The 23,242-nt window shown below is 42.6% G+C and carries 25 protein-coding genes; 4 read left to right on the top strand and 21 right to left on the bottom strand.

Annotation, left to right across the window (positions count from 1 at the left end; all coding sequences use genetic code 11):
- Positions 1 to 260: 260 nt before the first annotated feature.
- Positions 261 to 959, bottom strand: coding sequence for a GntR family transcriptional regulator (locus A3I3_RS0105595; protein WP_018371754.1), 699 nt, complete (start codon positions 957 to 959; stop codon positions 261 to 263).
- Positions 960 to 1,095: 136 nt separating this feature from the next.
- Between A3I3_RS0105595 and guaA the strand changes: the two genes are divergently transcribed.
- Together guaA and A3I3_RS0105585 are read left to right on the top strand one after the other, a co-directional pair.
- Positions 1,096 to 2,649: a glutamine-hydrolyzing GMP synthase gene (gene guaA / locus A3I3_RS0105590; RefSeq protein WP_018371753.1), complete on the top strand. Its 1,554-nt coding sequence runs from the start codon at positions 1,096 to 1,098 to the stop codon at positions 2,647 to 2,649.
- Positions 2,650 to 2,755: 106 nt separating this feature from the next.
- Positions 2,756 to 3,379 (top strand): NUDIX hydrolase N-terminal domain-containing protein, encoded by a 624-nt coding sequence (locus A3I3_RS0105585; protein ID WP_018371752.1) that lies wholly within the window; start codon positions 2,756 to 2,758, stop codon positions 3,377 to 3,379.
- Positions 3,380 to 3,421: 42 nt separating this feature from the next.
- Here the strand turns inward: A3I3_RS0105585 and A3I3_RS0105580 are convergent, their stop codons facing one another.
- From A3I3_RS0105580 to A3I3_RS0105490, 19 genes are all read right to left on the bottom strand, one after another.
- Entirely contained in the window at positions 3,422 to 4,057 is a 636-nt protein-coding gene (locus A3I3_RS0105580; protein WP_018371751.1) for a V-type ATP synthase subunit D, read from the bottom strand.
- A 4-nt stretch (positions 4,058 to 4,061) separates the two neighbouring features.
- On the bottom strand, positions 4,062 to 5,444 hold the full coding sequence (locus A3I3_RS0105575; protein ID WP_018371750.1) for a V-type ATP synthase subunit B: 1,383 nt from the start codon (positions 5,442 to 5,444) through the stop codon (positions 4,062 to 4,064).
- On the bottom strand, positions 5,431 to 7,221 hold the full coding sequence (locus tag A3I3_RS0105570; protein ID WP_018371749.1) for a V-type ATP synthase subunit A: 1,791 nt from the start codon (positions 7,219 to 7,221) through the stop codon (positions 5,431 to 5,433). The genes A3I3_RS0105575 and A3I3_RS0105570 overlap by 14 nt, the downstream gene beginning before the upstream one ends.
- 105 nt (positions 7,222 to 7,326) lie before the next feature.
- Positions 7,327 to 7,647, bottom strand: coding sequence for a V-type ATP synthase subunit F (locus A3I3_RS0105565; RefSeq protein ID WP_018371748.1), 321 nt, complete (start codon positions 7,645 to 7,647; stop codon positions 7,327 to 7,329).
- Positions 7,640 to 8,647, bottom strand: coding sequence for a V-type ATPase subunit (locus A3I3_RS0105560; protein WP_018371747.1), 1,008 nt, complete (start codon positions 8,645 to 8,647; stop codon positions 7,640 to 7,642). Before A3I3_RS0105560 ends, A3I3_RS0105565 begins: the two co-directional genes overlap by 8 nt.
- Before the next feature lie 9 nt (positions 8,648 to 8,656).
- Positions 8,657 to 9,247: a hypothetical protein gene (locus A3I3_RS0105555; RefSeq protein ID WP_018371746.1), complete on the bottom strand. Its 591-nt coding sequence runs from the start codon at positions 9,245 to 9,247 to the stop codon at positions 8,657 to 8,659.
- Between the two features lie 21 nt (positions 9,248 to 9,268).
- Positions 9,269 to 9,748, bottom strand: coding sequence for a V-type ATP synthase subunit K (locus A3I3_RS0105550; RefSeq protein ID WP_018371745.1), 480 nt, complete (start codon positions 9,746 to 9,748; stop codon positions 9,269 to 9,271).
- Between the two features lie 76 nt (positions 9,749 to 9,824).
- Positions 9,825 to 11,837, bottom strand: coding sequence for a V-type ATP synthase subunit I (locus A3I3_RS0105545; protein WP_018371744.1), 2,013 nt, complete (start codon positions 11,835 to 11,837; stop codon positions 9,825 to 9,827).
- Positions 11,827 to 12,150, bottom strand: a complete 324-nt coding sequence (locus A3I3_RS0105540; RefSeq protein WP_018371743.1) for a hypothetical protein — start codon at positions 12,148 to 12,150, stop codon at positions 11,827 to 11,829. The genes A3I3_RS0105545 and A3I3_RS0105540 overlap by 11 nt, the downstream gene beginning before the upstream one ends.
- A gap of 143 nt (positions 12,151 to 12,293) precedes the next feature.
- Positions 12,294 to 13,271 (bottom strand): DUF1002 domain-containing protein, encoded by a 978-nt coding sequence (locus tag A3I3_RS0105535; protein WP_018371742.1) that lies wholly within the window; start codon positions 13,269 to 13,271, stop codon positions 12,294 to 12,296.
- Between the two features lie 86 nt (positions 13,272 to 13,357).
- Complete coding sequence (locus A3I3_RS0105530; protein WP_018371741.1) at positions 13,358 to 14,008, bottom strand: HAD family hydrolase; 651 nt, start codon at positions 14,006 to 14,008, stop codon at positions 13,358 to 13,360.
- 151 nt (positions 14,009 to 14,159) lie between these two features.
- On the bottom strand, positions 14,160 to 15,011 hold the full coding sequence (locus A3I3_RS0105525; protein ID WP_018371740.1) for an alpha/beta hydrolase: 852 nt from the start codon (positions 15,009 to 15,011) through the stop codon (positions 14,160 to 14,162).
- A gap of 142 nt (positions 15,012 to 15,153) precedes the next feature.
- Positions 15,154 to 15,756 (bottom strand): lysozyme family protein, encoded by a 603-nt coding sequence (locus A3I3_RS0105520; RefSeq protein WP_018371739.1) that lies wholly within the window; start codon positions 15,754 to 15,756, stop codon positions 15,154 to 15,156.
- The gene (locus A3I3_RS0105515) at positions 15,756 to 16,730 is read right to left on the bottom strand and encodes a nucleoid-associated protein (protein ID WP_018371738.1); all 975 of its coding nucleotides are present in this window, start codon (positions 16,728 to 16,730) and stop codon (positions 15,756 to 15,758) included. Before A3I3_RS0105515 ends, A3I3_RS0105520 begins: the two co-directional genes overlap by 1 nt.
- A gap of 1 nt (position 16,731) precedes the next feature.
- Positions 16,732 to 17,988: a serine hydroxymethyltransferase gene (glyA, locus tag A3I3_RS0105510; protein ID WP_018371737.1), complete on the bottom strand. Its 1,257-nt coding sequence runs from the start codon at positions 17,986 to 17,988 to the stop codon at positions 16,732 to 16,734.
- A gap of 6 nt (positions 17,989 to 17,994) precedes the next feature.
- Entirely contained in the window at positions 17,995 to 18,597 is a 603-nt protein-coding gene (locus tag A3I3_RS0105505) for an L-threonylcarbamoyladenylate synthase (RefSeq protein WP_018371736.1), read from the bottom strand.
- Positions 18,590 to 19,420, bottom strand: a complete 831-nt coding sequence (gene prmC / locus A3I3_RS0105500; protein ID WP_018371735.1) for a peptide chain release factor N(5)-glutamine methyltransferase — start codon at positions 19,418 to 19,420, stop codon at positions 18,590 to 18,592. Before prmC ends, A3I3_RS0105505 begins: the two co-directional genes overlap by 8 nt.
- Positions 19,420 to 20,499: a peptide chain release factor 1 gene (gene prfA, locus A3I3_RS0105495; RefSeq protein ID WP_018371734.1), complete on the bottom strand. Its 1,080-nt coding sequence runs from the start codon at positions 20,497 to 20,499 to the stop codon at positions 19,420 to 19,422. The genes prmC and prfA overlap by 1 nt, the downstream gene beginning before the upstream one ends.
- Positions 20,500 to 20,524: 25 nt before the next feature.
- Entirely contained in the window at positions 20,525 to 21,112 is a 588-nt protein-coding gene (locus A3I3_RS0105490) for a thymidine kinase (protein ID WP_018371733.1), read from the bottom strand.
- A 161-nt stretch (positions 21,113 to 21,273) separates the two neighbouring features.
- Between A3I3_RS0105490 and A3I3_RS0105485 the strand changes: the two genes are divergently transcribed.
- Together A3I3_RS0105485 and A3I3_RS0105480 are read left to right on the top strand one after the other, a co-directional pair.
- The gene (locus A3I3_RS0105485) at positions 21,274 to 21,456 is read left to right on the top strand and encodes a 4-oxalocrotonate tautomerase (protein ID WP_018371732.1); all 183 of its coding nucleotides are present in this window, start codon (positions 21,274 to 21,276) and stop codon (positions 21,454 to 21,456) included.
- A 185-nt stretch (positions 21,457 to 21,641) separates the two neighbouring features.
- Entirely contained in the window at positions 21,642 to 22,427 is a 786-nt protein-coding gene (locus A3I3_RS0105480; RefSeq protein WP_018371731.1) for a DUF6612 family protein, read from the top strand.
- A 73-nt stretch (positions 22,428 to 22,500) separates the two neighbouring features.
- Here the strand turns inward: A3I3_RS0105480 and A3I3_RS0105475 are convergent, their stop codons facing one another.
- Positions 22,501 to 23,241, bottom strand: a complete 741-nt coding sequence (locus tag A3I3_RS0105475; RefSeq protein ID WP_018371730.1) for a PHP domain-containing protein — start codon at positions 23,239 to 23,241, stop codon at positions 22,501 to 22,503.
- Position 23,242: the final 1 nt, after the last annotated feature.

The raw sequence follows: 23,242 nt of genomic DNA, 5'->3' as shown, positions 1-23,242 counted from the left end.
TGATAGAAGGCGTGGAAGTGACAATCCTCCAAAGTATTCACCACTTTTTCAATCGTAAAGACGAGATGGTCTTGTGGCAAGAAAGAACTGATTTCTAGTGGTAAAGTTGTTTGATTTGTGTTATAGTGAATATGCATGGGATAGCCTTTCTAAATGGTTTATTGTGCAATTCTATTTTACCAAGACTATCGCAACCATGCAAAAAAGCAACGGATTTGCCGTTGCTTTTTTTGGAGATAAGGGACTATTGTCCCAGGCTCTTAGTTATTTTCCAAATAAAACTCAAAACGATCACCGACATACTGACTTTTTACGTACTCAAAAGCGGTTCCATCATCAAAATAAGAAATCTGTGTTAGTCCCAAAATAGCATGCCCACGTGGAATTTCTAAATAAGCTGCAATTTTTTCATTAGCCAAGCGCGCATAAATGGTCTGCTGTGACTTGCCAATCTTATAGCCGTGCTCCTGCAAAGTTTGAAAGAAATGGCTAGTCACTTCTTCTTTTTTAAAGTTTTTGATAAATTTTTCAGGAACAGATGCCACTTCATAGACTACGGGCACCTTGTCAGCATAACGAACCCGCTCCATGCGAATGATGTTATCAGAAGGCAAGATCCCTAGCTGTTCCACCTCTTTCTTGCTAGGCAAAGTTCGACGATAAGAGATGAGCTGGCTAGAAGGCTCCTTGCCCTGAGTCTTGATAATCTCAGTGAAACTGGTCGTGCCACGCATTTTTTCTTGAACACGAGTACTGGCAACAAAAGTACCGCTTCCCACGCGCCGTTCCAGCACTCCTTCTTCTACCAAAAGCGTGATCGCTTGACGTAGAGTCATGCGGCTGACCTCGAAATGCTCTGCCAAATCGCGCTCGCTAGGCAGACGTTGCCCGATTTTCCAGACTTCTTCATCGATTTCTTTTTTAATCTGATCATGAATTTGTATATATGCTGGTAACATTTTTTCTTCCTTTTGTGCTCTATGATCCTATTTTAATCAGCTTCATCGAAAAAGTCAAATCCCTTTGGTAAAATTGGTAAAATTCTTTTGTTTGTGTTAGAATAGGGCAAAAGATAAATTTTTAGAGGGGAACATAATGCCTACAAATACGCAAGATGTGGAAAAAATCATCGTACTGGACTACGGCAGCCAGTACAATCAACTGATTTCGCGCCGCATTCGAGAAATCGGGGTCTTTTCTGAATTGAAAAGCCATAAAATTACTGCTGATGAGGTGCGCGCTATTCATCCTGTCGGAATCGTTCTGTCTGGTGGTCCAAATTCGGTCTACGAAAAAGGCTCTTTCGACATTGACCCAGAGATTTTTGAGTTGGGGATTCCTATTTTGGGGATTTGCTACGGTATGCAGCTTTTAACCCACAAATTGGGCGGTAAGGTTGTCCCTGCCGACAAGGCTGGTAATCGCGAGTATGGGCAATCTGAACTCACTCACACAGCTTCTCAGCTCTTTGAAGGCACGCCTGAAGAGCAGTTGGTCTTAATGAGCCACGGTGACGCCGTGACAGAAATTCCAGCTGGCTTTGTCCGTACAGGGACTTCTGCTGATTGTCCATTCGCCGCTATTGAAAATCCCGCTAAGCAGATTTACGGCATTCAGTTCCACCCAGAGGTGCGCCATTCTGTTTACGGTTATGATATTTTGCGGAATTTTGCCCTTACTATCTGCGGTGCCAAGGGTGACTGGAGCATGGATAATTTCATCGACATGGAAATTCAAAAAATTCGTCAAACGGTCGGAGACAAGAAAGTTCTGCTGGGTCTGTCTGGCGGCGTTGATTCTTCTGTTGTCGGCGTGCTCTTGCAAAAGGCAATTGGCGACCAGCTTATCTGCATCTTTGTTGACCACGGACTTCTGCGCAAGGGCGAAGCCGACCAAGTCATGGACATGCTGGGAGGCAAGTTTGGCCTCAATATTGTCAAAGCGGATGCTGCTAAGCGCTTCCTTGACAAGCTAGCAGGCGTTTCCGATCCTGAACAAAAGCGGAAAATCATCGGAAATGAGTTTGTCTATGTCTTTGACGATGAAGCAAGCAAGCTGACAGACGTTGCTTTTCTGGCGCAAGGAACTCTTTATACCGATGTCATCGAGTCTGGGACGGATACAGCACAGACGATTAAATCTCACCACAATGTGGGCGGGCTGCCCGAGGATATGCAGTTTAAGTTGATTGAACCGCTCAATACCCTGTATAAGGACGAAGTTCGTGCTCTAGGAACCGAGCTTGGTATGCCTGATGAAATTGTCTGGCGCCAGCCATTCCCAGGCCCAGGGCTCGCTATCCGCGTTATGGGCGAAATTACCGAGGAAAAACTGGAAACTGTGCGCGAGTCGGACGCTATCCTGCGCGAAGAAATCGCTAAAGCGGGGCTTGACCGCAACATCTGGCAATACTTCACAGTCAATACAGGCGTTCGTTCTGTTGGCGTTATGGGTGACGGACGCACTTACGATTACACGATTGCCATTCGCGCGATCACTTCTATCGACGGGATGACGGCTGATTTTGCCAAAATCCCTTGGGAAGTGCTACAAAAGATTTCTGTCCGCATCGTCAACGAAGTTGACCATGTCAATCGCATCGTCTACGACATCACCAGCAAACCACCCGCAACAGTTGAGTGGGAATAAAAACAGGAGTTCTGGCAGATTATTGTCAGAGCTTTTTTATTTTTCATTTGCCATTCTTTGAGAAATGATTTAGACTAGAAGAAATAAAGGAAAAGGAGGAAAACAAATGTCTACTGGAGATAAATTGTTGGATTGGGCTGTAGAATTGCAAGCTCTTGCACAGACTGGACTTTTCTATGGTAAAGATTTTTTTGATCATGAACGCTGCGAACGCATGCGGGAAATTGCTGCAGAAATGATTTCCCAAAAGACCAGTTTAAGTTTAGAGCTGGTAACTGAGCTTTACTGTTCAGACTCTGGCTACCAGACACCCAAAATTGATACCCGTTCTGCTATTTTTCAAGATGGAAAAATTCTTCTGGTAAAGGAAACTTCTGGTCTGTGGGCTTTGCCCGGTGGCTGGTGCGATATTGGTCTAACCCCCAGCGAAAATGCTGTCAAGGAAGTTAAAGAAGAGACTGGACTTGATGTTGTTGTGGAGCGCCTCATTGCACTACAAGATCGCTCCAAACACAATGCGAAGAACAGCTTACTTTCAGTCTACAAGACTTTCTTCCTCTGCCGTTCACTAGGTGGTAAATTTCAAAAGAATAATGAAACTCTGGCAACTGCCTTCTTTGGATTAGATGAACTTCCAGAGCTAATCGAGACGAAAACTACAGCTGCACAGATTACCATGTGCTTTGCAGCAGCTGAACAGCCTGACTGGCAAGCACAATTGACTAAATAAATATAAAAAAGGGCAGCACTCCTTTTGGGGAATGGTATCCTTTTACGATTTCTTATCTTTTACTTTCATCATGCGGACAAGACTCGCTCGTTCAGCCTCTTCTAACTTCATTTCAATATAATAAATGGTCTCTTCTAGATCAGGAATGGTCGAATATTCCAGACCATTGACTCGGCGACGAGTTTTTTCAATTTCATCTGCCATGAGTTGGCAAGTCTTTTCAATTTCAGCAAGGCGCAGCAAATCTTGTTGCAAATGGATCATTTCTTGAATAGTCGCATCCATCTGACTGTTAGAAGCTAGATAGCTATACACAACATCTCCTTCATCATCACCATAGGGATTTTCAATCCGTGCGTGAAACCTCGGCACACGGACACTCATGATATTCTCTATTTCGATATGAAGATTGACCTGACGTGTAGGTACGGCAAATATTTCTTCAACCATTTGATCGCTTTCCAAAGCCTTTGCCAGAACAAAATCTTGCATATGGCCAACTAGAGCCTGCTCAACATTTTGACGCAGGCGGTCATTTTCTCGTACAGCTTCGATAAACCGGCGCATCAATTCATCTCGCTTATCTTTAAGCAATTTATGCCCACGACTAGCTGTTTTCAAGCGGTCTTTTAGATTATTTAGTTCCATTCGAGTGGGTTTCACATTTAGACGTGCCATTTTCTCACTCCTTTTGTGGCAGGTATTGGTTAATCATGTCATCTTTAATCCGCTTGAGTTCAGTACGCGGTAAAATAGATAATAATTCCCAGCCCAAATCCAAACTTTCTTCAATGGTACGATTGGTATCAAAACCTTGATTGATGTATTCTTGTTCAAAGCGCTCTGTAAAACGAACGTATAATTTATCTGTGTCAGATAGGGCTGATTCGCCCAAAACAACAGCCAGCTCCTTAGCCTGTTTCCCTTGGGCATAAGCTGCAAAAAGCTGATTCATGGTTGCGGCATGATCACCTCGCGTTTTTCCTTCACCAGAACCTTTGTCCTTAAGCCGTGAAAGAGAGGGCAAAACATTGATTGGCGGGCGGTAGCCACTATTGTATAAATCACGTGACAAAATAATCTGTCCTTCGGTGATGTATCCCGTCAAATCTGGAATCGGATGAGTAATATCATCTTCTGGCATAGATAAAATCGGAATTTGTGTCACTGAACCTTTCTTGCCGACCAAGCGTCCAGCTCGCTCATAAAGAGTAGATAAGTTGGTGTAGAGATAGCCGGGGTAACCACGACGTCCTGGAACTTCGCGACGAGCAGCTGATACTTCGCGCAAGGCTTCACAATAATTTGTCATGTCCGTCATGATAACTAAAACATGCATATCTTTTTCAAAGGCTAGATATTCTGCAGTGGTCAAGGCAATCCGAGGAGTGGCAATTCGTTCAATAGCAGGGTCATTTGCTAGATTGATAAAAAGTACCGAGCGGTCAATCGCTCCTGTTTCTCGCAAGTCATTCATGAAGAATTCCGCTTCTTCAAAAGTAATACCCATAGCAGCAAATACTACAGCAAAGTTTTCATTAGAGTGAAGCACGGTCGCCTGACGAGCAATTTGCGCTGCCAACTCCTTATGAGGCAAGCCTGACCCAGAGAAAACAGGTAATTTTTGTCCTCTGACCAAAGTATTGAGATGATCAATAGCCGAAATCCCTGTCTGAATAAACTCATCAGGATAATCACGCGCCACAGGATTAATTGCCTGACCATCTATGTCTAAAAATTTTTCTGGCAAAATTTCAGGTCCACTGTCGATTGGTTTCCCCATACCATTAAAAATTCGTCCGATCATATCCTCTGATACTGGCAACTCCAAAGGGTGGCCAGTAAAACGAACCTTCGTTTGCTCCAAATTCATGCCACTAGAACCTTCAAAAAGTTGTACCATTGCTCTATCTTCTTGAACTTCCAGCACTTGTCCTCGCCGAATGCTCCCATCGTGTAACTTAATTTCGACTAGTTCATTGAAATGAACACCAGCCACTTGTTCCACAATCATAAGAGGCCCAACTATTTCGCTCACCGTTCGATATTCCTTAATGGCTGTCATTATCCAGTCCTCCTTGAGCAAGAATATGTTGCAATGTTTCCTGAATCTCTTGTTGAATCTTCTCAATTTCCTTTAGGTGATCTTCATGGATAAATTTTGCACGCGCAATTCGATCTCGCAATTCAACCGTTCCCTCCATGATTTCCTTAAAATAGGCACCTAGGCTCAGAGCTCGATTAGCTTGTTCATCAAAAGCGAGAATATTCGTTAAAAGTGCTACCTGTTTAGCAAAAGAAGTATAGGTATCCACTTCATCAAAAGCATTTTGTTGAAGGTAGTCCTCACGCAACATCTTGGCAGAATTCATCGTCAAACGATCTTTTTCCGACAACGAATCTAGACCAACTAAGCGAACAATCTCCTCCAACTCGCTTTCCTTTTGCAAAAGATTCATAGCCCTTGTCACTTTTTCTGCCCAAGAAATTTCCTGATGACGATCGATGTATTGTCCAACTTCATCCAGATAAAGTGAATATGAACTCAACCAATTGATAGCTGGAAAATGGCGGCGCTGCGCTAATTGTGCATCCAATCCCCAAAAAACTTTAACAATACGTAAAGTATTTTGCGTGACAGGTTCTGAAATATCTCCTCCCGGAGGTGAAACGGCGCCGATGGCTGTTACGCTCCCTTCACGCCCGTCTTGTCCAAGAGCTTTGACTCGACCGGCACGCTCATAATATTCTGCGATCCGACTACCTAAATAGGCTGGATACCCTTCATCGCCTGGCATTTCTTCCAAACGACCTGACATTTCACGAAGAGCTTCTGCCCAGCGTGAGGTCGAATCTGCCATAATCGCCACTGAATAACCCATATCACGGAAATATTCCGCAATGGTAATGCCTGTATAAATTGATGCCTCCCGTGCAGCTACTGGCATATTAGAAGTATTGGCAATCAAAACCGTTCGCTGCATAATGGATTCTCCTGTCGCTGGATCACGCAACTCTGGAAATTCATTGAGCACATCGGTCATTTCATTGCCACGTTCACCACAGCCTACATAGATGACAATATCTACATTAGCGAATTTTGCAACTTGATGCTGCACAACTGTCTTTCCAGCACCGAAAGGCCCCGGAACAGCTGCCGCACCACCCTTGGTAACTGGAAAGAAGGTGTCAATGACCCGTTGACCAGTTACTAAAGGTTCAAGCGGAATCAATTTTTGAGCAAAAGGACGCCCGTGTCGTACAGGCCATGTCTGCATGAGGGTACCAGAAAAAACCTTGCCATCCTTTTGTTCAATTTGGTAAACGATATCTTCAACTGTAAAACTTCCAGTCTCAATTTTAACCAAACGACCACTCACTCCAAAAGGTACCATGATACGGTGCTCAACCAGAGCCGTCTCTTGTACAAGACCTAGAATATCGCCAGCCTCTACCTTACTTCCGACTTCAAGACTTGGCACAAATTCCCATAAACTCTGACGATTTAGCGGAGGAACCTGCATACCCCTTATCAGAAAGTCACTATGCGCCACCTTTTGAAAACGTTCCAGCGGGCGCTGAATACCGTCAAACATCTGAGCAATCAAACCTGGACCCAGTTCAACAGACAAAGGGCGCCCTGTTGTCACAACAGGCTCACCCGGTCCAAGTCCAGATGTTTCTTCATAAACTTGAATAGACGCTTCATCGCGCCGCATTTCAATAATTTCACCGATAAGTCCCAGCTCACCAACACGACAAATATCCTGAATGTTGGCTTTTTGCATGCCTGATGCAACCACCAGAGGACCTGAAACTTTAATAATTTTACCTTGACTCAAATTACTTCTCCATATGATGTGAACTCATTAGCAAACTTATTCCTGTTTGGCATTTTTAGCGTAGTGATGACAATAACCAAATAGCCGATTTCCAACAATTCTAGCTTACAAAATATTTTGTCCAACTGCCTTTTCGACATTTTCTTGCAAGCGAGCTCGTCCCAATCCACTACTTCCCTGATGCGTTGGAATGAGAATAACAGCAGGTGTCACCTGCTGGTCGTAATAAGCAAGCGTTTCAGGAATTTCCCGTGCCATATCCTCCGTCAAATAAATCACTCCAAACTTATCACGACTGAGCTGCCGCAGGATATTGATAGCTTCTTGAGCTTCTTTAACTGGAAATGTCTGAAAACCAATCAAACGAAAAGGTAAAATTGCATCACGATTTCCTACTACTCCAATTTTATAGGTTTTATTAGCCATAAATCGGTCGCATCCTTTCTTTGACAAGTTCGGTAGGTAAATGATTCGCATGCGCAGTCAACAACAAACGAAGATTTTTAACCTCAAATTCCTTGCCTTGCAAATAGCGTATTAATGGCAAGGCACCATCTACTTGATATTTTGCTTGCTCCAAAACTTTCCATTGAAGTAAGTCCGCCAAGTATTCCAGCTCAGAAACTGTTAGCAATCCTTGACGCATCTTTTCTTCATAACTTCGTAAGTCCAAGTCATAAGGACAAGGATTAATGGTTGCAAACCAGTCAGCAACCTGCCCTGTCTTAACCAAATCAATCAATTCTGTGGCTTCTAAGCTGCCCTGATCAGACAATAGTTGATGCATAAAACTACGTGGTTTCCCTTGCTTATAGGCTCGTTCAACTGTTATCAAATTATAAAAATCAATAAATAAGCCCACCAGTTGCTGCAAAACAGGCTCTGCCACTTCATTAGCCAACAGATACAAATGCCTAAAATAAGCCATATCCATCCCAATTTCTAGCACGCGCAAGTCTTGGTAATCCAGATATTCCTGCCAAGTTTCTAGCACCTCTCCTTGCATGAAATCAGAGCAGTGTTCAGCAGTCATCGTCGCCACCAAATGCTCCAACTGACTATAAGAATGCCCCCCGATAGGAATGAGCAAATTTTCTAGATTCTTTTGACTCGCCTTACCTTTGAGCAATACTTTTAAATTATGATAAGTGTATTTCAAGGAATAAGCTTCAACAATTTGGCTCCGTGGACTATTTTCAAAAGCCCAAGCATATTCTTGACACAAGTGCTTCATCAGTGCTCGCTCAATAGCATTTAAATCCTCTAAAGCTAGTTCATCTAAATGATAAGGCGTTCCCATTATAATTAAAGCCAGCGCCTCATTATCCTTGGCCTGTAGGATTTGCTGATACTGCTCCTGCCTAATAAAAGAACTCTCACGCACACTGATAGAGGTATTGATCTGAGTAAATAGGCTAGCGTCCATCTTTGCCTCCTAATCCTCGATTTCTTGAAAAATCTTCTTAGCTATTTGATTGCTGTCTTGCTGCCAAATGGCTTTCAATAAATTTTTATAGAGATAATTATCATCAATACGGTCAAAAGTGAGTACAAAACCGGCCTCTTCAGATAAGCTCGTATCTGCAAGATGAACTTGAGGATAGTCCAACTTCAACTGTTCTTTGGATTTGATTGACAATTTTTCCGATGTCTTTTGTCCCAACTGCAAAGTAAAAGCTTGTCCTTGATACTTTTGCAAAACACGGTTGATAAAGGACATCTCCTGCTCTTCTGACCAATTCAGCATTTGCTGATAAGCACTGTCAAATAGTTCCTGCAATAGGCGTTGCTTACTAACTAGAATCGATTGACGCTTTTGATTTTCCAACTGCTGCTTTTCCCGTTGAAAATATCGCTGCCTTTCCTTTATCTTTTGCTCACGGATAGCTAATTTATCCTGTGCTATTTTTTTCTTTTCTTCCTGATAATCCGCTGTTATCTGCTGTTTCTTTTCTTCCAGCAAGCGTTTTCCTTTAGCATGAGCTTGCTCTAAAACAACAGCTTTGAGTTGACTCAAATCACTCACAAGCTCTCCTCCTCACTCAACTTACTTAACGTTCAGAACCATAATGAAAGAAATAACAAAGGCGAGAATCGCATAGGTTTCAACCATGGCTGCTAAAATAACACCCTTCATCACATCTTCAGGCCGTTTTGCTAAAATTTGCATGCCGGCAGTTGCCACTTTTCCTTGATGCTTGGCTGAAAAATAACCTACGATAGCAACTGGTAAAGAGGCTAATAGGTAAGCCACACCCATTTGTAGACTCATGTCTGTCTTTATTTGAAAAAGTATAGTAATGCCGATAACAAAACCGTACAGCCCTTGTGTTCCGGGTAATAGTTGTAAAATTAAGGCCTGAGCAAATTTTTCTGGCTGTTCTTTTAAGAGTGCTGCTGCGGCTTGCCCAGTTGCTTCTACACTAGAAGCCGAACCCATTCCACTTAAAATAACTGCTAAAGCAACTCCCACTCCAGCAAAAAATGCACCACCATAAGCTGAAAAATAACTTGCAAAATGTTCCATTGTGTCTCCTTATTAAGATATGTATTGTAAAGAAACTAGTATTTTAAACTAAACATAATTTAAGAGTTTCTAAACGTTAAGTCTTCATTTTGTTTTCTTCTTTAATAATTTTAATGTACTTTTCCGCCGGCTTCAACGGATGAAAAGCCTTGCCGCCGCCCTCGTAAAATTTCCCGAAAAATTCGACAAACATCAAACGTGCTCCGTGAACATAGCCAGACAAAATCGAAAGGAAAAGATTGATTGAGTGAAGTAAAATAAAAATCAAAATTCCGATACTAAAGCGTGCAAGTGGCGGGAAAAGATTAACAATAACATTAAAAGCCGTACCAATGCTTGCGCCAGATAGACCTAAGGCCATCAGCCGTGTAAAACTCACCAAATCACCCACATAACTGCTAACACCGTAAAGATTGTAGAGCCCCGAACCCAGACCGGTCAAACTTTTGGCACTGATTATAGAAACTACTAAAATAGCAATCGCATTGACCAGCGCTAGCCATTGACCGATCGGTACTAGAAAGGCGAAGCCTGAAAGCAGTTTTCCAACTGCAAACAACATCAAACCAAATAAAATCAGAACCCAAGCAAAGCCCGAATTATAGGCTTCAGCATAATCCTTCACACGAACATTTTTTAAACCTGCCAGAAAAAGCCCCACTAAAACTGTGATGAAACCAAAAATAATTGAAATAAGTAAAATTGTCATCGTGTCTGTGCTGGTACGAATGAGAACGAAAGGTAGTTCAAATCCCAAAAATGAACCATAAATGACACCCCAGATGGCTACTGCTAGGCTTAAAGTTCGAAAAAGGCGTAAATTTTTCTCAACTTTAGGACTAAAGTGAAGAAAATGTAAAGCGAAACTAGTTGCTAACATCATCAGTAGCCCATAACCCAAATCTGCCACCATCATCCCGAAAAACACAAAGTAAAAAACAGCAACGATTGGCGTCGGGTCTTGCTCATGATATTTTGGTAAAGCATACATTTCCGTCACTAATTCAAAAGGTTCGACCAAAGCAGGATTGTGCAACTTAATGGGTGCTTGTCCCTGCTCTTCCTCGCTTAATTCTCTCGTTTGTAAAGAAATCCTAGCACCAAAAACTGCCTGTAATGTTTCCTGCAAAGTGCCAACTTGATCAGCTTCTATCCAGCCTTCTAGCGCAACTAAATAACGGGTGCTAGCAAGATTTTTCTTAGAAAGCTGCCTTCTGTAAGCATTCAGCATATAATCAAGTCGAAGTTTTAAAGTATCCAACTCGGCACTAGCTGTTTGCAACTGGGTGAGAGCCGCTTGTGCTTTATCCTTCTCTGATTTTATCTGCTGTCGCAAAACCTCACAACGTACCTTTGGTAAATCTTCATGCGAATAATCAAACTCCTTAAAATGATAAGTTTCCAGTCGTTTGAAAAAAGCATCATTATCCCTTAATTTTGAAAAAATAATAAATCCAAGCTCGGTCTCCGTTTGGAATACTTCTTCAACTTCCAAATTTGAATCGTTCAGTAAAATGGACGAAGGATCACCATCTCGATTATTAGGGATCGTACCAACTGCTGCATTGATATATTTCAATCGTTTCAGATCGTTGGGAGTTATCTCTAAAGAAGACCATTTTTCAAGTTGCCCTAACTCAGCTTGCAACTCTTTTTGGGTGTTCTTCGCTTGATTTAAAGTGTGCAAATTTTCGCTAATTTGCTTTAAAATAGCTTTTTCATCACTAGCCTGCGCGGACATTTCCAACTCTTCAAAACTCATCTGACGTGGGAGTTTCCGTAAACTCTGGAAAACACTTGACTTGGGAAGATAGGACTCCAACTGACTGATTGCTTGTTCTAGTTGTTGCTGTCGTTTAAGCAAATATTGCAGCGCTTCTTCTCCTTGCAGTTTCCTTTCGGTTCCTTCTTCTACTTGCTCAATCATTGGATTGTGAACAAGCTCATTATCAAAGGCTGCGAACCACTCCTTATCTTCTTTCAATTCATGAATTTGTACCGACTGTTGACTTTGAAGAAAACGCAATACATCATCCAGTTCATCCGCTGGCAGAATAAGCGAGATCGCCTGCATTGAACTAACTGCCATATTCCTCAACCACCTTATTTACAATTGATTGAACCAAGTCTACTTTTTTATCAAGTAAGACAGACTGAATTTTTTCTTCATTTTCTCTAGTGATACACTCCAATTCCTGTTCCAAGAGTGCCAACTCCTGCTTGGCTTGTATCTCATAATCTCTTACTTGGCGCTCTGTTTCTTGATCATAAGAAAATGTTTCTTTAACTAACTTATTTCGCAGTTGCTGCCTTAACTCTTCGGCTTTTGCCTTATACTCTGCCAAAACTGTTTCAGCAGCCGTTTCAATTTCTTGCATCATTTCTAGAGTTGTCTGCGTCATCACGACACCCCCTTATAATAGCCTGAAATAGCTTGTTATATGTTCATTATAACACAAATTTTCAATGTTAAATATTTATTCCCTTGTTTTTCATGTATTGCACACAAAAAGCCCAACATAGTTGTTGAGCGTCATCGTTAACATTAACCGATCAAATTTTTAAAGAAAGAAACAATGCTATTCCAGATATTACTTAGGAAATTCCCACCGTCTTGCAAAGCTTTGTTGGCATCAAAATTAATATTAATCCCTTTAAAAGCATCACCTGCTTTAGAAACAATGCTTTCTTTAAGACTATTCAAAGTTTTGATGAAGTCGCTATCAGTGATAATATTACTCTTTGACAAATTGACCGCAAAATTGACGATCAGATTAACCTGTTCTGCATTCACAACTTTTTCCAGTTGATAATTTTTCAGCGTATCTTCAACAATCTTACGTACATCTGCTTCTGTCAGCTTGCTATTTTCTTTCTTAGCCTTAGCAACACCTGTCTTAATATCGGCAAGAGCAACATTCAGTTTATTAGCGTCATAGCCTTCCTTGCTAGAATTTTCGTCATTAATCGTCGCTAATGCAGACAATTCCTGTTGGGCTAGCTCCTTATTTTCTTGCGGAACCTTTGCGCCATTGTCCTCAAGCGAATAATAAATTCCAGCCAAAGCACTCTCTCCTGTTACAGGAATCGGTGCTGCTACTGTAATCTTTGCATGCTTTACTCCCAGAGTAACAGCCGCATTACGATACATATCTTCGGTAACCTTGGTAATATTTTGTGGAGTAACAATCTTTACCTCTAAAGGCTTATTACTTCCTAATTTCTGAATTTTCACAGATGAGTAAAGCTGTAAACTAGAATCATTTGCCACATTCATTATAGAAGAAAAAATATCAGGAGTCATTGTTTTTAGCAGTTTAGTATCAGAAGCTGCATGATAGCCCAAAAGTTCCAAGGTTTGGGCTTTTTGACTTTCATCAAGAGAGTAGCCCAGCACGTACTCGGGTTGAACATAGCTTTCATCAATGACCTTTTGCACATTAGCATCCGCTGATACAAACTTAGTAGCCAAGACTGCTACTGCCAAAAGACCCACTGCTACTGCAATTTTTTTAAATTTCATGGTAATAACTTCCTTGATAAATGTTTGATCAAACTTTTCAATCCCACAGACTAAGGATAATACAAAAATCTTAAACAAAACTTATATCATTTCCGCATTAAAACGTCCATTATTTGAGTTAATTTTGTAATCTGAAAATCACTTGGAAAATCTGGATTTTCTGCTTGCAGAGCTGCCAAACCGTAGAGCATTCTGATTGTTGTAAATCCCAATTTCTTAGCAGGGATAATATCATTGTCACAGCGATCACCAACATAGACACAATTTTCTGCTTTCGCTTGTGCTTGTTTGAGCGCCAACTGAAAAATTTCTGGTTGCGGTTTGTGATAGGCACAATCTGATGAAGAAAGGATTAAATCAAAATAATCTGCAATACCTAATTTTCGCAAACATCCTTCTAAGCCCTGCACTTGATTGGCAATAATGCCCAAGTGATAGGAACTTTGCAACTTGGCTAAGGTTACTTTTACTTCCGGCATGAGACATTCATTCTTAACTTGCCAAATCGGACGCGGGAGCTTCAACTCACCCCTATAATAGTTCAAAGCCGTCTGCAAGGGATTTTTAAAGTCGCAGGATGCCTCTTTCATTTTCTGCCAAAATCCTTCATGACAAACAGCCAAATCATGTTGTCGCAAGCTAACCACGCAACGCTCTACAAAATCTTGATAAGAATTCGTCTCATCGATTAAAGTCATTCCAACATCAAAAAATATCCATTGTATTTCTTTATTCATCAATTTCTCCGTAAAAAATCTGTGATATCAAACTTGTGAAAAATGAACAAGTGACAACTAGTGAATGGAATGCTAGCACAACTATCACATCTTGTGTATATGCCAAACAAATTTACGAGGCAGGGACTTTTTCCCCTGCCTCTTTAAGATATTATTTTCCCCAAATAAAGTCAATCAAAACTTTGTCCACTTCTGGATTTTCATGGAGTTGGCTGTGCTGTGCCTTGGCACCTGTGAACTTCTTCTCTTGATAAGATTTAGCAGTTTCAGCCATCAGGTATTTCAGACTACGTGAGGAAGTATTGATAACTGAGCCGTCACTGCCTGTTCCATCCTTATCTCCATAAATATTAAGTACATCAATTTGGTCTTTAGGAAGCGTGTCGCGTAGTGATAATAACTGGCGATAGCGTGTAGTCATTTTACTTGGGCGACCTGTTTTTTCATCAATTTCCAGCCCGTCAGGCAAATCTAAGCCTTCCAAACCATTAACAGTATTCGCGATATTAACCATTTTCATGACTTGCGGATAGCTCTTATCATGCCCGTGAGCTTGCAAATAGTAAAGGATAGATAAATTTCCTAATGAATGAGCTACCATATTTATTTTTGCAAAGCCATACTTATTTTGCAGAGCCTTCACTACATTGGTCGCATAGAGTGTAAGACGCTCTTTATCCGGATTGCGGTTATCAGCATAGCTGACCTGCACGATAGGATTTATGGCATCTTTGGGAATGTCACCCGATAACTTTACTTGTCCGTGATCATCCACGTCTGCACGAATGATGGTTTTGGTCACTCCTGCTTCCTTGGCGGCATTCGTCATGTGCTGCTCTGCCCGATAACTGCTACCAAATCCATGAAAAAATAGAGTCGGAATCATTTCTTGATGATAGTTTCTCTTATCCAACTTGGCATTGGCACTCACATGGAAAAAAATAAAACCAGCCAATGACAGCAGAACAAAAATCATCCCTGTAATAACAATAGTTTTTTTCATCAACTCACCTTCTATTTATATTATTTTCTACTCTAGTATACCGTGTAACTGACAACATTACAATAAAAATGCTTATGGTTTTAAAAGTTACTTCGTTACATAAACAACTACAAAAAATCCAGTCTTTAGGGACTGGATAGGCTCAAAACCAACTAAAAGCTTTCATGATATACAGGTTCATCTCGACTTGACGTGAATAGTAATAATTACCCCCGTTTATATAGAGTTTTCCTCCATGAAAAATAGAAATCGGACTCCAGTAAGTATAAGTTTTCCCAGTAACATTGCCTAGGCTTGGTGCTACTACTTCTTTTGAGTATTTTCTTGCCAAATCGAGCGTATTTTCGCCGCCGTGCTTAGCAACATAGTCAATATAGGGCTGCCCAAAATTATAGGCTTGGACAGCTGTCCAGACATCAACCTTTTTCTGGCTGGCTTTTTCAAGGTTGTCAGACAGGGTCTGAATGCCTTGGCGAATGCTTTCGCGATTGTCCTTGATAGAATTTTTTTCACCTGTGGCACTTTCGCTAGATTGCATCAGGTCAGTGGTTTTTCCTTTGGTCTCGGTGTAAATCATGGCTAGCACCAATTCTTCATTGGCAGCCGTGTCCTGCTCGTTTAAAACCTCACGAACCAGCGTCCGATAAGTCATGACTTGCTTGACATCGTGATGTATTTGAAAAAGTTTATAACCGATAGCCAAAAGGAGGATGAGGATGATAATTCTTCTGATAAATTTAAACATTATTTACTTTGGATATCTTCTATATTTTTGATGAGAATGGAGTAGGTTCCATTGTTATTTTGGATAAATTCGACCGACTCGGCATCTTGGTAAATGTTGTTGGGCACAATGAGCTCAATTCCGTTCGATAAGGAAAGTTTCTGATTTTCAAATTTTTTCTTTTGACGGCTGCTGTCAATCTCGCCAAAGACGATTGGCTCTGGCATAACTTCCTTGACTTGATCTATAAAGCTGAGCCGCGCAGTTAGATTGCTGTCAAAAAGGTCATCTGCCAGTTTTTCAGGCGACAGTTGGTCATTTTCTTCCAGATTTTTGAAAATGCTGGATTTGACCTTGGACTGAAATTGGAAATCGTCTTGATTGAAGTTTTCGGCGATTTTCTGAGCGGTTTTTTCCAGTGCTTTGATTGATTTCTTGGGTGAAATCTTGGGATTGACCTGCAAAAGATTGTCCGAAAAATAATGGATAAAGGCACCGTTGTACTTGATGCGCTTTTCAATCAAGTGATACTTGCGGCTGCTGAGATTGACGACCAGCGCTTCATCCGCGCCCGTGCCAAAGCCGGGCAAATTGTTTTGGGTCAGCTTGATTGGATTGTCCGCTTCGCCGCCCAAGTGGGTCAAAGTTTCGCGCAGAGCAATGCGTAGGAAAGCAAAGTGCTCCACTCCTTCTTTGTCAAATTGGATGAAAATCAAGTCGTTGGTTTTTTGATTTTCGCTGACGGAAAATTCTTCCTGCCAGAACTTGGCGATTTTGGCCGAAGTTTCCAGCAAATCGTCCGAAATGTTTGCCAAAAAGACGTTTTCGGGCTCGAAAACACCTGTTTTTGCCTCGTCAGAATAGACACGTTCGACTTTCTTGCGAAGGTATTCTTCGATTTTTGGGGTAATGGTCAGATACTTGTCGGCCAGCAGCAAGTCGGTGTCGGCTGGACTGAACTGATGAATAATGGCTTTTTTGATATAGATGTCCATTTTAGTCCTCGTAGAGTGGGAAAGCGTCGGTCAGATTTCTGACATCAGCGCGGACTTGGTCGAGAACTGCTTCGTTATCAGCATTTTCCAGCGCTTTGATAATGAGCTCTGCCACTTTGACGCTCTCTGCCACACCGAAGCCACGCGCAGCGATTGCCGCCGTACCAATCCGGATGCCGCTCGTTTTGAAAGGAGACAAGGTTTCGTAAGGAATGGAATTTTTGTTGAGAGTGATATTGACTTCGTCCAAGAGATTTTGCGCGACTTTTCCATTTTCGACGACCTTGGTCACATCAACAAGGAAAAGGTGATTTTCAGTTGTTCCTGAAATGACGCGGAAATTCGGATGTTGATTGAAAACGTCAGCCATAGCCTTGGCATTGTCCAGAACCTGCTGAGCATAGTCCTTAAAGGCTGGATCCAAAACTTCCTTGAAAGCTACTGCTTTTGCCGCTACAACATGCTCCAGTGGCCCACCTTGGATACCTGGGAAAATAGCAGAATTGATTTTCTTGGCCAAGTCTTCGTCATTGGTCAAAATCAAGCCGCCGCGAGGTCCACGAAGGGTTTTGTGGGTCGTAGATGTCGTGATGTGGGCGTAAGGGACGGGACTCGGATGAAGCCCGACTGCTACTAGCCCAGCAATGTGCGCCATATCCACCATGAGCTTGGCACCCACAGCGTCTGCAATCTCACGGAATTTTGCAAAATCAATGATATGAGAATAGGCAGAAGCCCCTGCAACGATGAGCTTAGGCTGCACTTCTTTTGCCTGCTCTAAAATCGCGTCAAAATCAAGCAGCTCCGTCTCAGGGTCAACGCTGTAAGAAACGAAATTGTAAGTCTGTCCAGAAAAGCTGACAGGCGCACCGTGGGTCAAGTGACCACCCGCCGCCAAATCCATTCCCATGACCGTATCACCCGGCTGAATGAGCGCCATATAAGCCGCGCAGTTGGCTTGGCTGCCAGAGTGAGCTTGGACATTGGCGAATTTAGCACCAAAAATTTCCTTGGCGCGCTCAATAGCCAGCCCTTCAATCGTATCAACAATATCTGTCCCGCCATAATAGCGCCGTCCAGGATAGCCTTCGGCGTATTTGTTGGTCAAAATGGAGCCTTGTGCCGCCATGACTGCCTTAGAAACAACATTTTCCGAAGCAATCAGCTCAATATTGTGCTGCTGGCGCTCTTCTTCTTTGGCAATCGCTTCCCAAAGGTCAGCGTCAAATTCTTTGTAGTTGGGTTTGTCAAAAATCATAAATTCTCACTTTCTATCGTCGAAGACGAGTTGGGGGATAGCTGCTTGCAGCTCTTCCTTGCTAATGGCGCCTTGGCGTAAAATTCGCGCCTGGTCACCTGACAAATCAAGAATGGTCGAGTCTTGTCCCGTCAGGAAAGCATCGTCTTTGATGCCAATCACCTTGCCTCCAAAATCCGCCATAATCTGGTCATAGGAAATGCCGCTAGCTTGCCCAGAGATATTGGCAGACGGTCCGATCAGAGGGCCAAATTGCCTGATTAACTCCAAGGTCTGAGGGTGGCTAGGAATGCGAAAACCGACTGTTTTCATGCCCGAATTGACCCAGGCAGGGACGCGTTCGTTGGCCTCCAAGATGATAGTCAGCGGCCCCGGCAAAAAAGCGTCGTAGAGCTGGCTCAAATAGTCTGGCTGATTTTGCGAAAAAGCTAAAATATCCGCCAAGCTAGCCACATTGAGATTGAGCGCCTTGTCGCGCGGCCGACTTTTTAGCTGATAAACGTGCTCAACCGCCGCTTGGTCAAGCGCCTGAGCAAAAAGACCGTAAACTGTCTCTGTGGGCAGCACCAACGCGCCGCCCTTTGCTAAAATACGCGCCAGTTCATCCATTGTCGACCACCACCATTCTATCTTGTCCGAATTGGTCTTGCAAGACCCGCACCCGCTTGGCTGGGAACTGGGCTGCAAACAATTCTTTTACGATTTTTCCTTGCTTGTAGCCGATTTCCAGATAAATCTTGCCTCGCTCGGTCAAATGCTGGCTGGCTTGTTCTGCGATTTTTCGATAAATAGCGCCGCCATTTTCATCTGCAAAGAGAGCCAAATGCGGCTCGGAAGCCAAAACATTGAGCCCGACCTCCTCTTGGTCATCGTGGGCAATATAGGGCGGATTGGAGACGATGAGGTCGTAGCGACCGTCCAGATTATCAAATACATCCGAAAGACGAAAATTAAGCTGTGCCTGCAAGTTTTGCGCATTCTCCTGCGCCAGACTAAGCGCTTCTGCCGAAATGTCCGAAGCTGTCAGCTGCCAGTCAGGACGGCTAAGCGCCAGGGAAATGGCAATCGCGCCGCTGCCTGTGCCAATATCTAGCACTGTCAGCTGCTCAGCCCCATTCTCAGCTAAAATCAAATCCACCAACTCCTCCGTCTCTGGACGCGGAATTAGCACCCGCTCATCGACTTGAAAAACCAAACCGTGGAAATCAGCTTTTCCAAGGATATATTGGGCGGGACGATGCGCTGCCAACTGCTGAAAAATGGATTGCAGAAAAGCGACATCTTGCTCCGTTGCGTCTAACTGCAAGCACAAAATAAAATCTGTGAAAGACAGGTTTTTAAGCGAACGATAGACAAAGGCTAGACTTTCAGGTTCTTCTCCTACTGCCGCCAGCTTTCCTTCCAAATCAGCAAAAACTTGTGCCAGTTTCATTATTTGTTTAACTCTTCTAGCTTTTGCGTTTGGTCGTAAAGCACCAAGGCATCCACCACTTCGTCCAATTTTCCAGACAAAATCGTATCCAATTTTTGCAGGGTCAGCCCGATGCGGTGGTCGGTCACTCGATTTTGCGGGAAATTGTAAGTGCGGATACGCTCCGAGCGGTCACCCGTTCCAATCGTCGATTTACGCTCTGCGTCTTGCTCGTCTTGGGCAATTTGCGCAAAGTGGTCAGCCACCCGCGCCCGAATAATCTTCATGGCCTTGTCACGGTTTTTCTGCTGGGTACGTTCTTCCTGCATTTCCACCTTGATATTGGTCGGTAAATGGACGATGCGCACCGCAGTCGCTACCTTGTTGACATTTTGCCCACCCGCACCTGAAGCATGGTAAATATCCACCCGCAAATCTTTAGGGTCAATATCGTATTCGACCTCTTCTACCTCTGGCATGACCAGGACAGTCGCCGTGGAAGTATGAACGCGCCCTTGACTTTCAGTGACCGGCACCCGCTGCACACGGTGAGCACCACTTTCATACTTGAGCTTAGAATAAACCGACTGCCCTGATACCATAGCTACGACTTCCTTGAAGCCGCCGACACCGTTCATGGAGGCCTCCATGACCTCAAAGCGCCAGCCTTGACTTTCGGCATACTTCTGATACATGGTCAAAAGGTCGCCTGCAAAGAGAGCAGCCTCATCACCGCCAGCCGCGCCGCGGATTTCTAAGATGATATTCTTGTCGTCATTAGGGTCTTTAGGCAAGAGGAGGATTTTCAGCTTTTCTTCGTATTCTTCCTTTTCTGCCTTAGCCTCTTTCAGCTCTAGCTTCGCCATTTCTTCCAATTCTGCGTCGCCAGAAGCGTCTTTAATCATTTCCTCAGCATCGCTGATATTTTGAAGCACTTTTTTATAATCGCGGTAGGTCGTCACCGTGTCGCGCGTGCTCGCTTCTTCTCTGGACAAGTCCATGAAACGCTTGGTATCGCTGACGACATCTGGGTCACTGAGCAGCTCGCCCAATTCTTCATAGCGGTCTTCCACCGCCTGCAACTGTTCGTAAATGTTCATTTTCTATCTGCCTCTCTTTGGAGTCTTAGTCCTTTTTATTTTCTAACATAGGTGGGTTGAAATAATGCTTGCGGCAGACGGGAATGTAGCTTTCGTTGCCGCCGATTTGGATTTGTTCACCCTCGTAAACTGGCTTATCGTTTGCTGTCCGTAGCACCATAGTCGCTTTTTTGGAGCAATATTGACAAATCGTTTTGACCTCATCAATCTTGTCTGCGAGGAGCAAAAGATACTTGGAACCTTCAAAAAGCTCATTGCGAAAATCGTTTTTCAAACCAAAAGCCATGACCGGAACACCTAGCTCGTCCACCACTCGTGCCAAATCATAGACATGATGTCGGCTGAGAAATTGCGCCTCGTCAATCAAAACGCAGTAAGGTTTCTCAGGCATTTTCTCAATATAGCCAAAAATATCGGTCTCCTCGTCAATGGCTAGCGCTCTTCGCTTCATGCCAATCCGACTGGAAACCATGCCGAAACCGTCGCGCGTGTCCAGAGCGCTGGTCATAATCACGACGCCCTTGCCCTGTTCCTCATAATTATGGGCAACTTTCAAAATTTCAATCGTTTTGCCCGAATTCATGGTGCCATATTTGTAATATAATTGAGCCATTAAACTACTTTTCCCATTTTTCTAAATTATGCTTTCTTTATTTTACCATATTTTGGAGCGAATTTGGTCATGATTTATCCAATGACAAAAAATTCGTTACTAAATATCAAACTTATATGCTATAATTTATCTAGTACCTAAATAAAAAGGAGAAATTGAACATGCCATTTGTAAAAATTGATTTGTTTGAAGGTCGGACAGAAGAGCAAAAAATCGAGCTTGCTCGCGAAGTGACCGAAGTCGTTTCCCGCATTGCCAAAGTGCCCAAAGAAGCCATTCACGTTTTCATCAACGATATGCCCGAAGGGACTTACTATCCGCACGGAGAAATGAAACGAAAATAATGTAGCAGAGGTTGAATAAACCTCTTTTTTATGTCAAAAACCACAAACTTGCAACCGCTTACTTTTTGCTTGATTTTCTTTAAACTATTTTGATACAATATAGATGAGGAGGCAAACTTGAGCTCATTCAGTAAAAATACAATATTTACTTTCTTGCTCGATTATCGTTAAAAGGAGGAATTCTTATGAAATGCAAAAGACTTTGGAGTATACTTTTAGTAAGTTTACTTTCGCTGTTTGTAGTTGGATGTTCAGCTTCTAGCCAAATTGACAAAAAAGAAGTTATTAATCAAATCGTCAAGCAATCTGATAGTATCAAAAGCTTGGATGCAAAAATGAAAATGAAGATCAAGGCAGAGCTTCCAAAAGAAGCTAGTGCCTCTACATCTGAAATGACGATTGGCATGGATATAGACATGAGTTTGATCCAAGAACCATTGACGACGAAAATGCAGATAGATATGGATATGTTGGGTAATAAAACTAAATTAGAAGCTTACCTAAAAGATAATTCTCTCTATGCAAAAATGCCTAACACAAATACTTGGGTTAAACAAGATGCATCTGCTCAACTTTCACAAATAACCGACCAGTCTAATGCAGTTTACAATAAGGAATACTTTAAGGCATTAGAAAAATCTATTGATAGTATAAAAATAGAAGAAAAAGATGGCAACTATGTCATTAACATTCCAGACGCAAGTAAAGCTCTGCAAGAAGTATTCAAAAAGCAGCTAGGAGCTATTAATTCAGCAAATTCTGCTGCAAGTAATGCCACTTTCAGTAATACTCATATTACTTATGTTATTAATAAGAAGACCAAGAATCCCGTTTCTGTTACCATGGAATCTGATATTGAAGCTAGTGGAAGCAAAGCACATATGACCATGGAAGTCACTTATTCAAACATTAACAAGGTCAAAGAAATAAAACTTCCTGCCGAAGCTGAATCTGCTGCCATAGCAGACTAATAATGCAGTATCTTTAAGTCAATGAAATTGTCAAAAAATATTATCCCTAAGCTATATAACTTAGGGATATTTTTTATAAAATTTGTGCTTGACTAATACCAAACTCTAACAAGAGTGCCTCTATTTTATCAAAATGAAGACGAAAATGCTCCAATCGATGACCGTCTGAGCCGACCGAGAACTTCTGTCCGCCTAGCTCTTGCACGAGCTGTAAGGCATAGCGATAAAGGTCTTCGTTTCCATATAAATACATGGACTTACTGTTGAGCTCGAAAGCAAGATCATAATCAATCATTTTCTGAAAAAGCTGCCGCAGCTCAGGCCCAAAAGATTTCAACTCTTCGACGCTCATTTGCAATTTGCGAATGCCATAATCAAAATGTGCCAAAACGTGGGCGGGAACTCGCTCGATTGCCTGCTCCAAATCCGCAAAATACTGAGGGATAAAGACCTTTTTATCTAGGTCAAAAACGGCATCCTCCAGATAATCGAAACGACCATTGTGGTGGACTGACAAGAGCTTCAAATCGTAGTCCTTGTCCGCCAGATAGGCTAGAATGTCCGCTTCGCGCGGTGCAAAATAGCCGATTTCAATCCCTTTTTTAATTCGGTCACCGTACTGGCGCTTGAGCTCTGCTATTTTCAAAGAATAGGCCTCATAATCGGGTACATCGTCGCAAGATTTGCCGCCGTAGGGATTGGACAGGTCAAAATGCTCGGTGGTCACAATTTCGCCGTCATAATGCTCCAAATAATCGCGAAAATCCGTCTCGCAATCATAGGAAAAATTGGTGTGTAAGTGGTTGTCGCGCATA

Source organism: Streptococcus massiliensis DSM 18628 (assembly GCF_000380065.1).
In the GTDB taxonomy this organism is placed as follows: domain Bacteria; phylum Bacillota; class Bacilli; order Lactobacillales; family Streptococcaceae; genus Streptococcus; species Streptococcus massiliensis.
This window is presented reverse-complemented; position numbering and strand designations above follow the sequence as displayed.

Bases quoted from the DNA above. Each gene is read 5' to 3' on its own strand.
- A3I3_RS0105595 (WP_018371754.1), bottom strand. From the start codon at position 959: ATGTTACCAGCATATATACAAATTCATGATCAGATTAAAAAAGAAATC.
- guaA (WP_018371753.1), top strand. From the start codon at position 1,096: ATGCCTACAAATACGCAAGATGTGGAAAAAATCATCGTACTGGACTAC.
- A3I3_RS0105585 (WP_018371752.1), top strand. From the start codon at position 2,756: ATGTCTACTGGAGATAAATTGTTGGATTGGGCTGTAGAATTGCAAGCT.
- A3I3_RS0105580 (WP_018371751.1), bottom strand. From the start codon at position 4,057: ATGGCACGTCTAAATGTGAAACCCACTCGAATGGAACTAAATAATCTA.
- A3I3_RS0105575 (WP_018371750.1), bottom strand. From the start codon at position 5,444: ATGACAGCCATTAAGGAATATCGAACGGTGAGCGAAATAGTTGGGCCT.
- A3I3_RS0105565 (WP_018371748.1), bottom strand. From the start codon at position 7,647: ATGGCTAATAAAACCTATAAAATTGGAGTAGTAGGAAATCGTGATGCA.
- A3I3_RS0105560 (WP_018371747.1), bottom strand. From the start codon at position 8,647: ATGGACGCTAGCCTATTTACTCAGATCAATACCTCTATCAGTGTGCGT.
- A3I3_RS0105550 (WP_018371745.1), bottom strand. From the start codon at position 9,748: ATGGAACATTTTGCAAGTTATTTTTCAGCTTATGGTGGTGCATTTTTT.
- A3I3_RS0105545 (WP_018371744.1), bottom strand. From the start codon at position 11,837: ATGGCAGTTAGTTCAATGCAGGCGATCTCGCTTATTCTGCCAGCGGAT.
- A3I3_RS0105540 (WP_018371743.1), bottom strand. From the start codon at position 12,150: ATGACGCAGACAACTCTAGAAATGATGCAAGAAATTGAAACGGCTGCT.
- A3I3_RS0105535 (WP_018371742.1), bottom strand. From the start codon at position 13,271: ATGAAATTTAAAAAAATTGCAGTAGCAGTGGGTCTTTTGGCAGTAGCA.
- A3I3_RS0105530 (WP_018371741.1), bottom strand. From the start codon at position 14,008: ATGAATAAAGAAATACAATGGATATTTTTTGATGTTGGAATGACTTTA.
- A3I3_RS0105525 (WP_018371740.1), bottom strand. From the start codon at position 15,011: ATGAAAAAAACTATTGTTATTACAGGGATGATTTTTGTTCTGCTGTCA.
- A3I3_RS0105520 (WP_018371739.1), bottom strand. From the start codon at position 15,756: ATGTTTAAATTTATCAGAAGAATTATCATCCTCATCCTCCTTTTGGCT.
- A3I3_RS0105515 (WP_018371738.1), bottom strand. From the start codon at position 16,730: ATGGACATCTATATCAAAAAAGCCATTATTCATCAGTTCAGTCCAGCC.
- glyA (WP_018371737.1), bottom strand. From the start codon at position 17,988: ATGATTTTTGACAAACCCAACTACAAAGAATTTGACGCTGACCTTTGG.
- A3I3_RS0105505 (WP_018371736.1), bottom strand. From the start codon at position 18,597: ATGGATGAACTGGCGCGTATTTTAGCAAAGGGCGGCGCGTTGGTGCTG.
- prmC (WP_018371735.1), bottom strand. From the start codon at position 19,420: ATGAAACTGGCACAAGTTTTTGCTGATTTGGAAGGAAAGCTGGCGGCA.
- prfA (WP_018371734.1), bottom strand. From the start codon at position 20,499: ATGAACATTTACGAACAGTTGCAGGCGGTGGAAGACCGCTATGAAGAA.
- A3I3_RS0105490 (WP_018371733.1), bottom strand. From the start codon at position 21,112: ATGGCTCAATTATATTACAAATATGGCACCATGAATTCGGGCAAAACG.
- A3I3_RS0105485 (WP_018371732.1), top strand. From the start codon at position 21,274: ATGCCATTTGTAAAAATTGATTTGTTTGAAGGTCGGACAGAAGAGCAA.
- A3I3_RS0105480 (WP_018371731.1), top strand. From the start codon at position 21,642: ATGAAATGCAAAAGACTTTGGAGTATACTTTTAGTAAGTTTACTTTCG.
- A3I3_RS0105475 (WP_018371730.1), bottom strand. From the start codon at position 23,241: ATGCGCGACAACCACTTACACACCAATTTTTCCTATGATTGCGAGACG.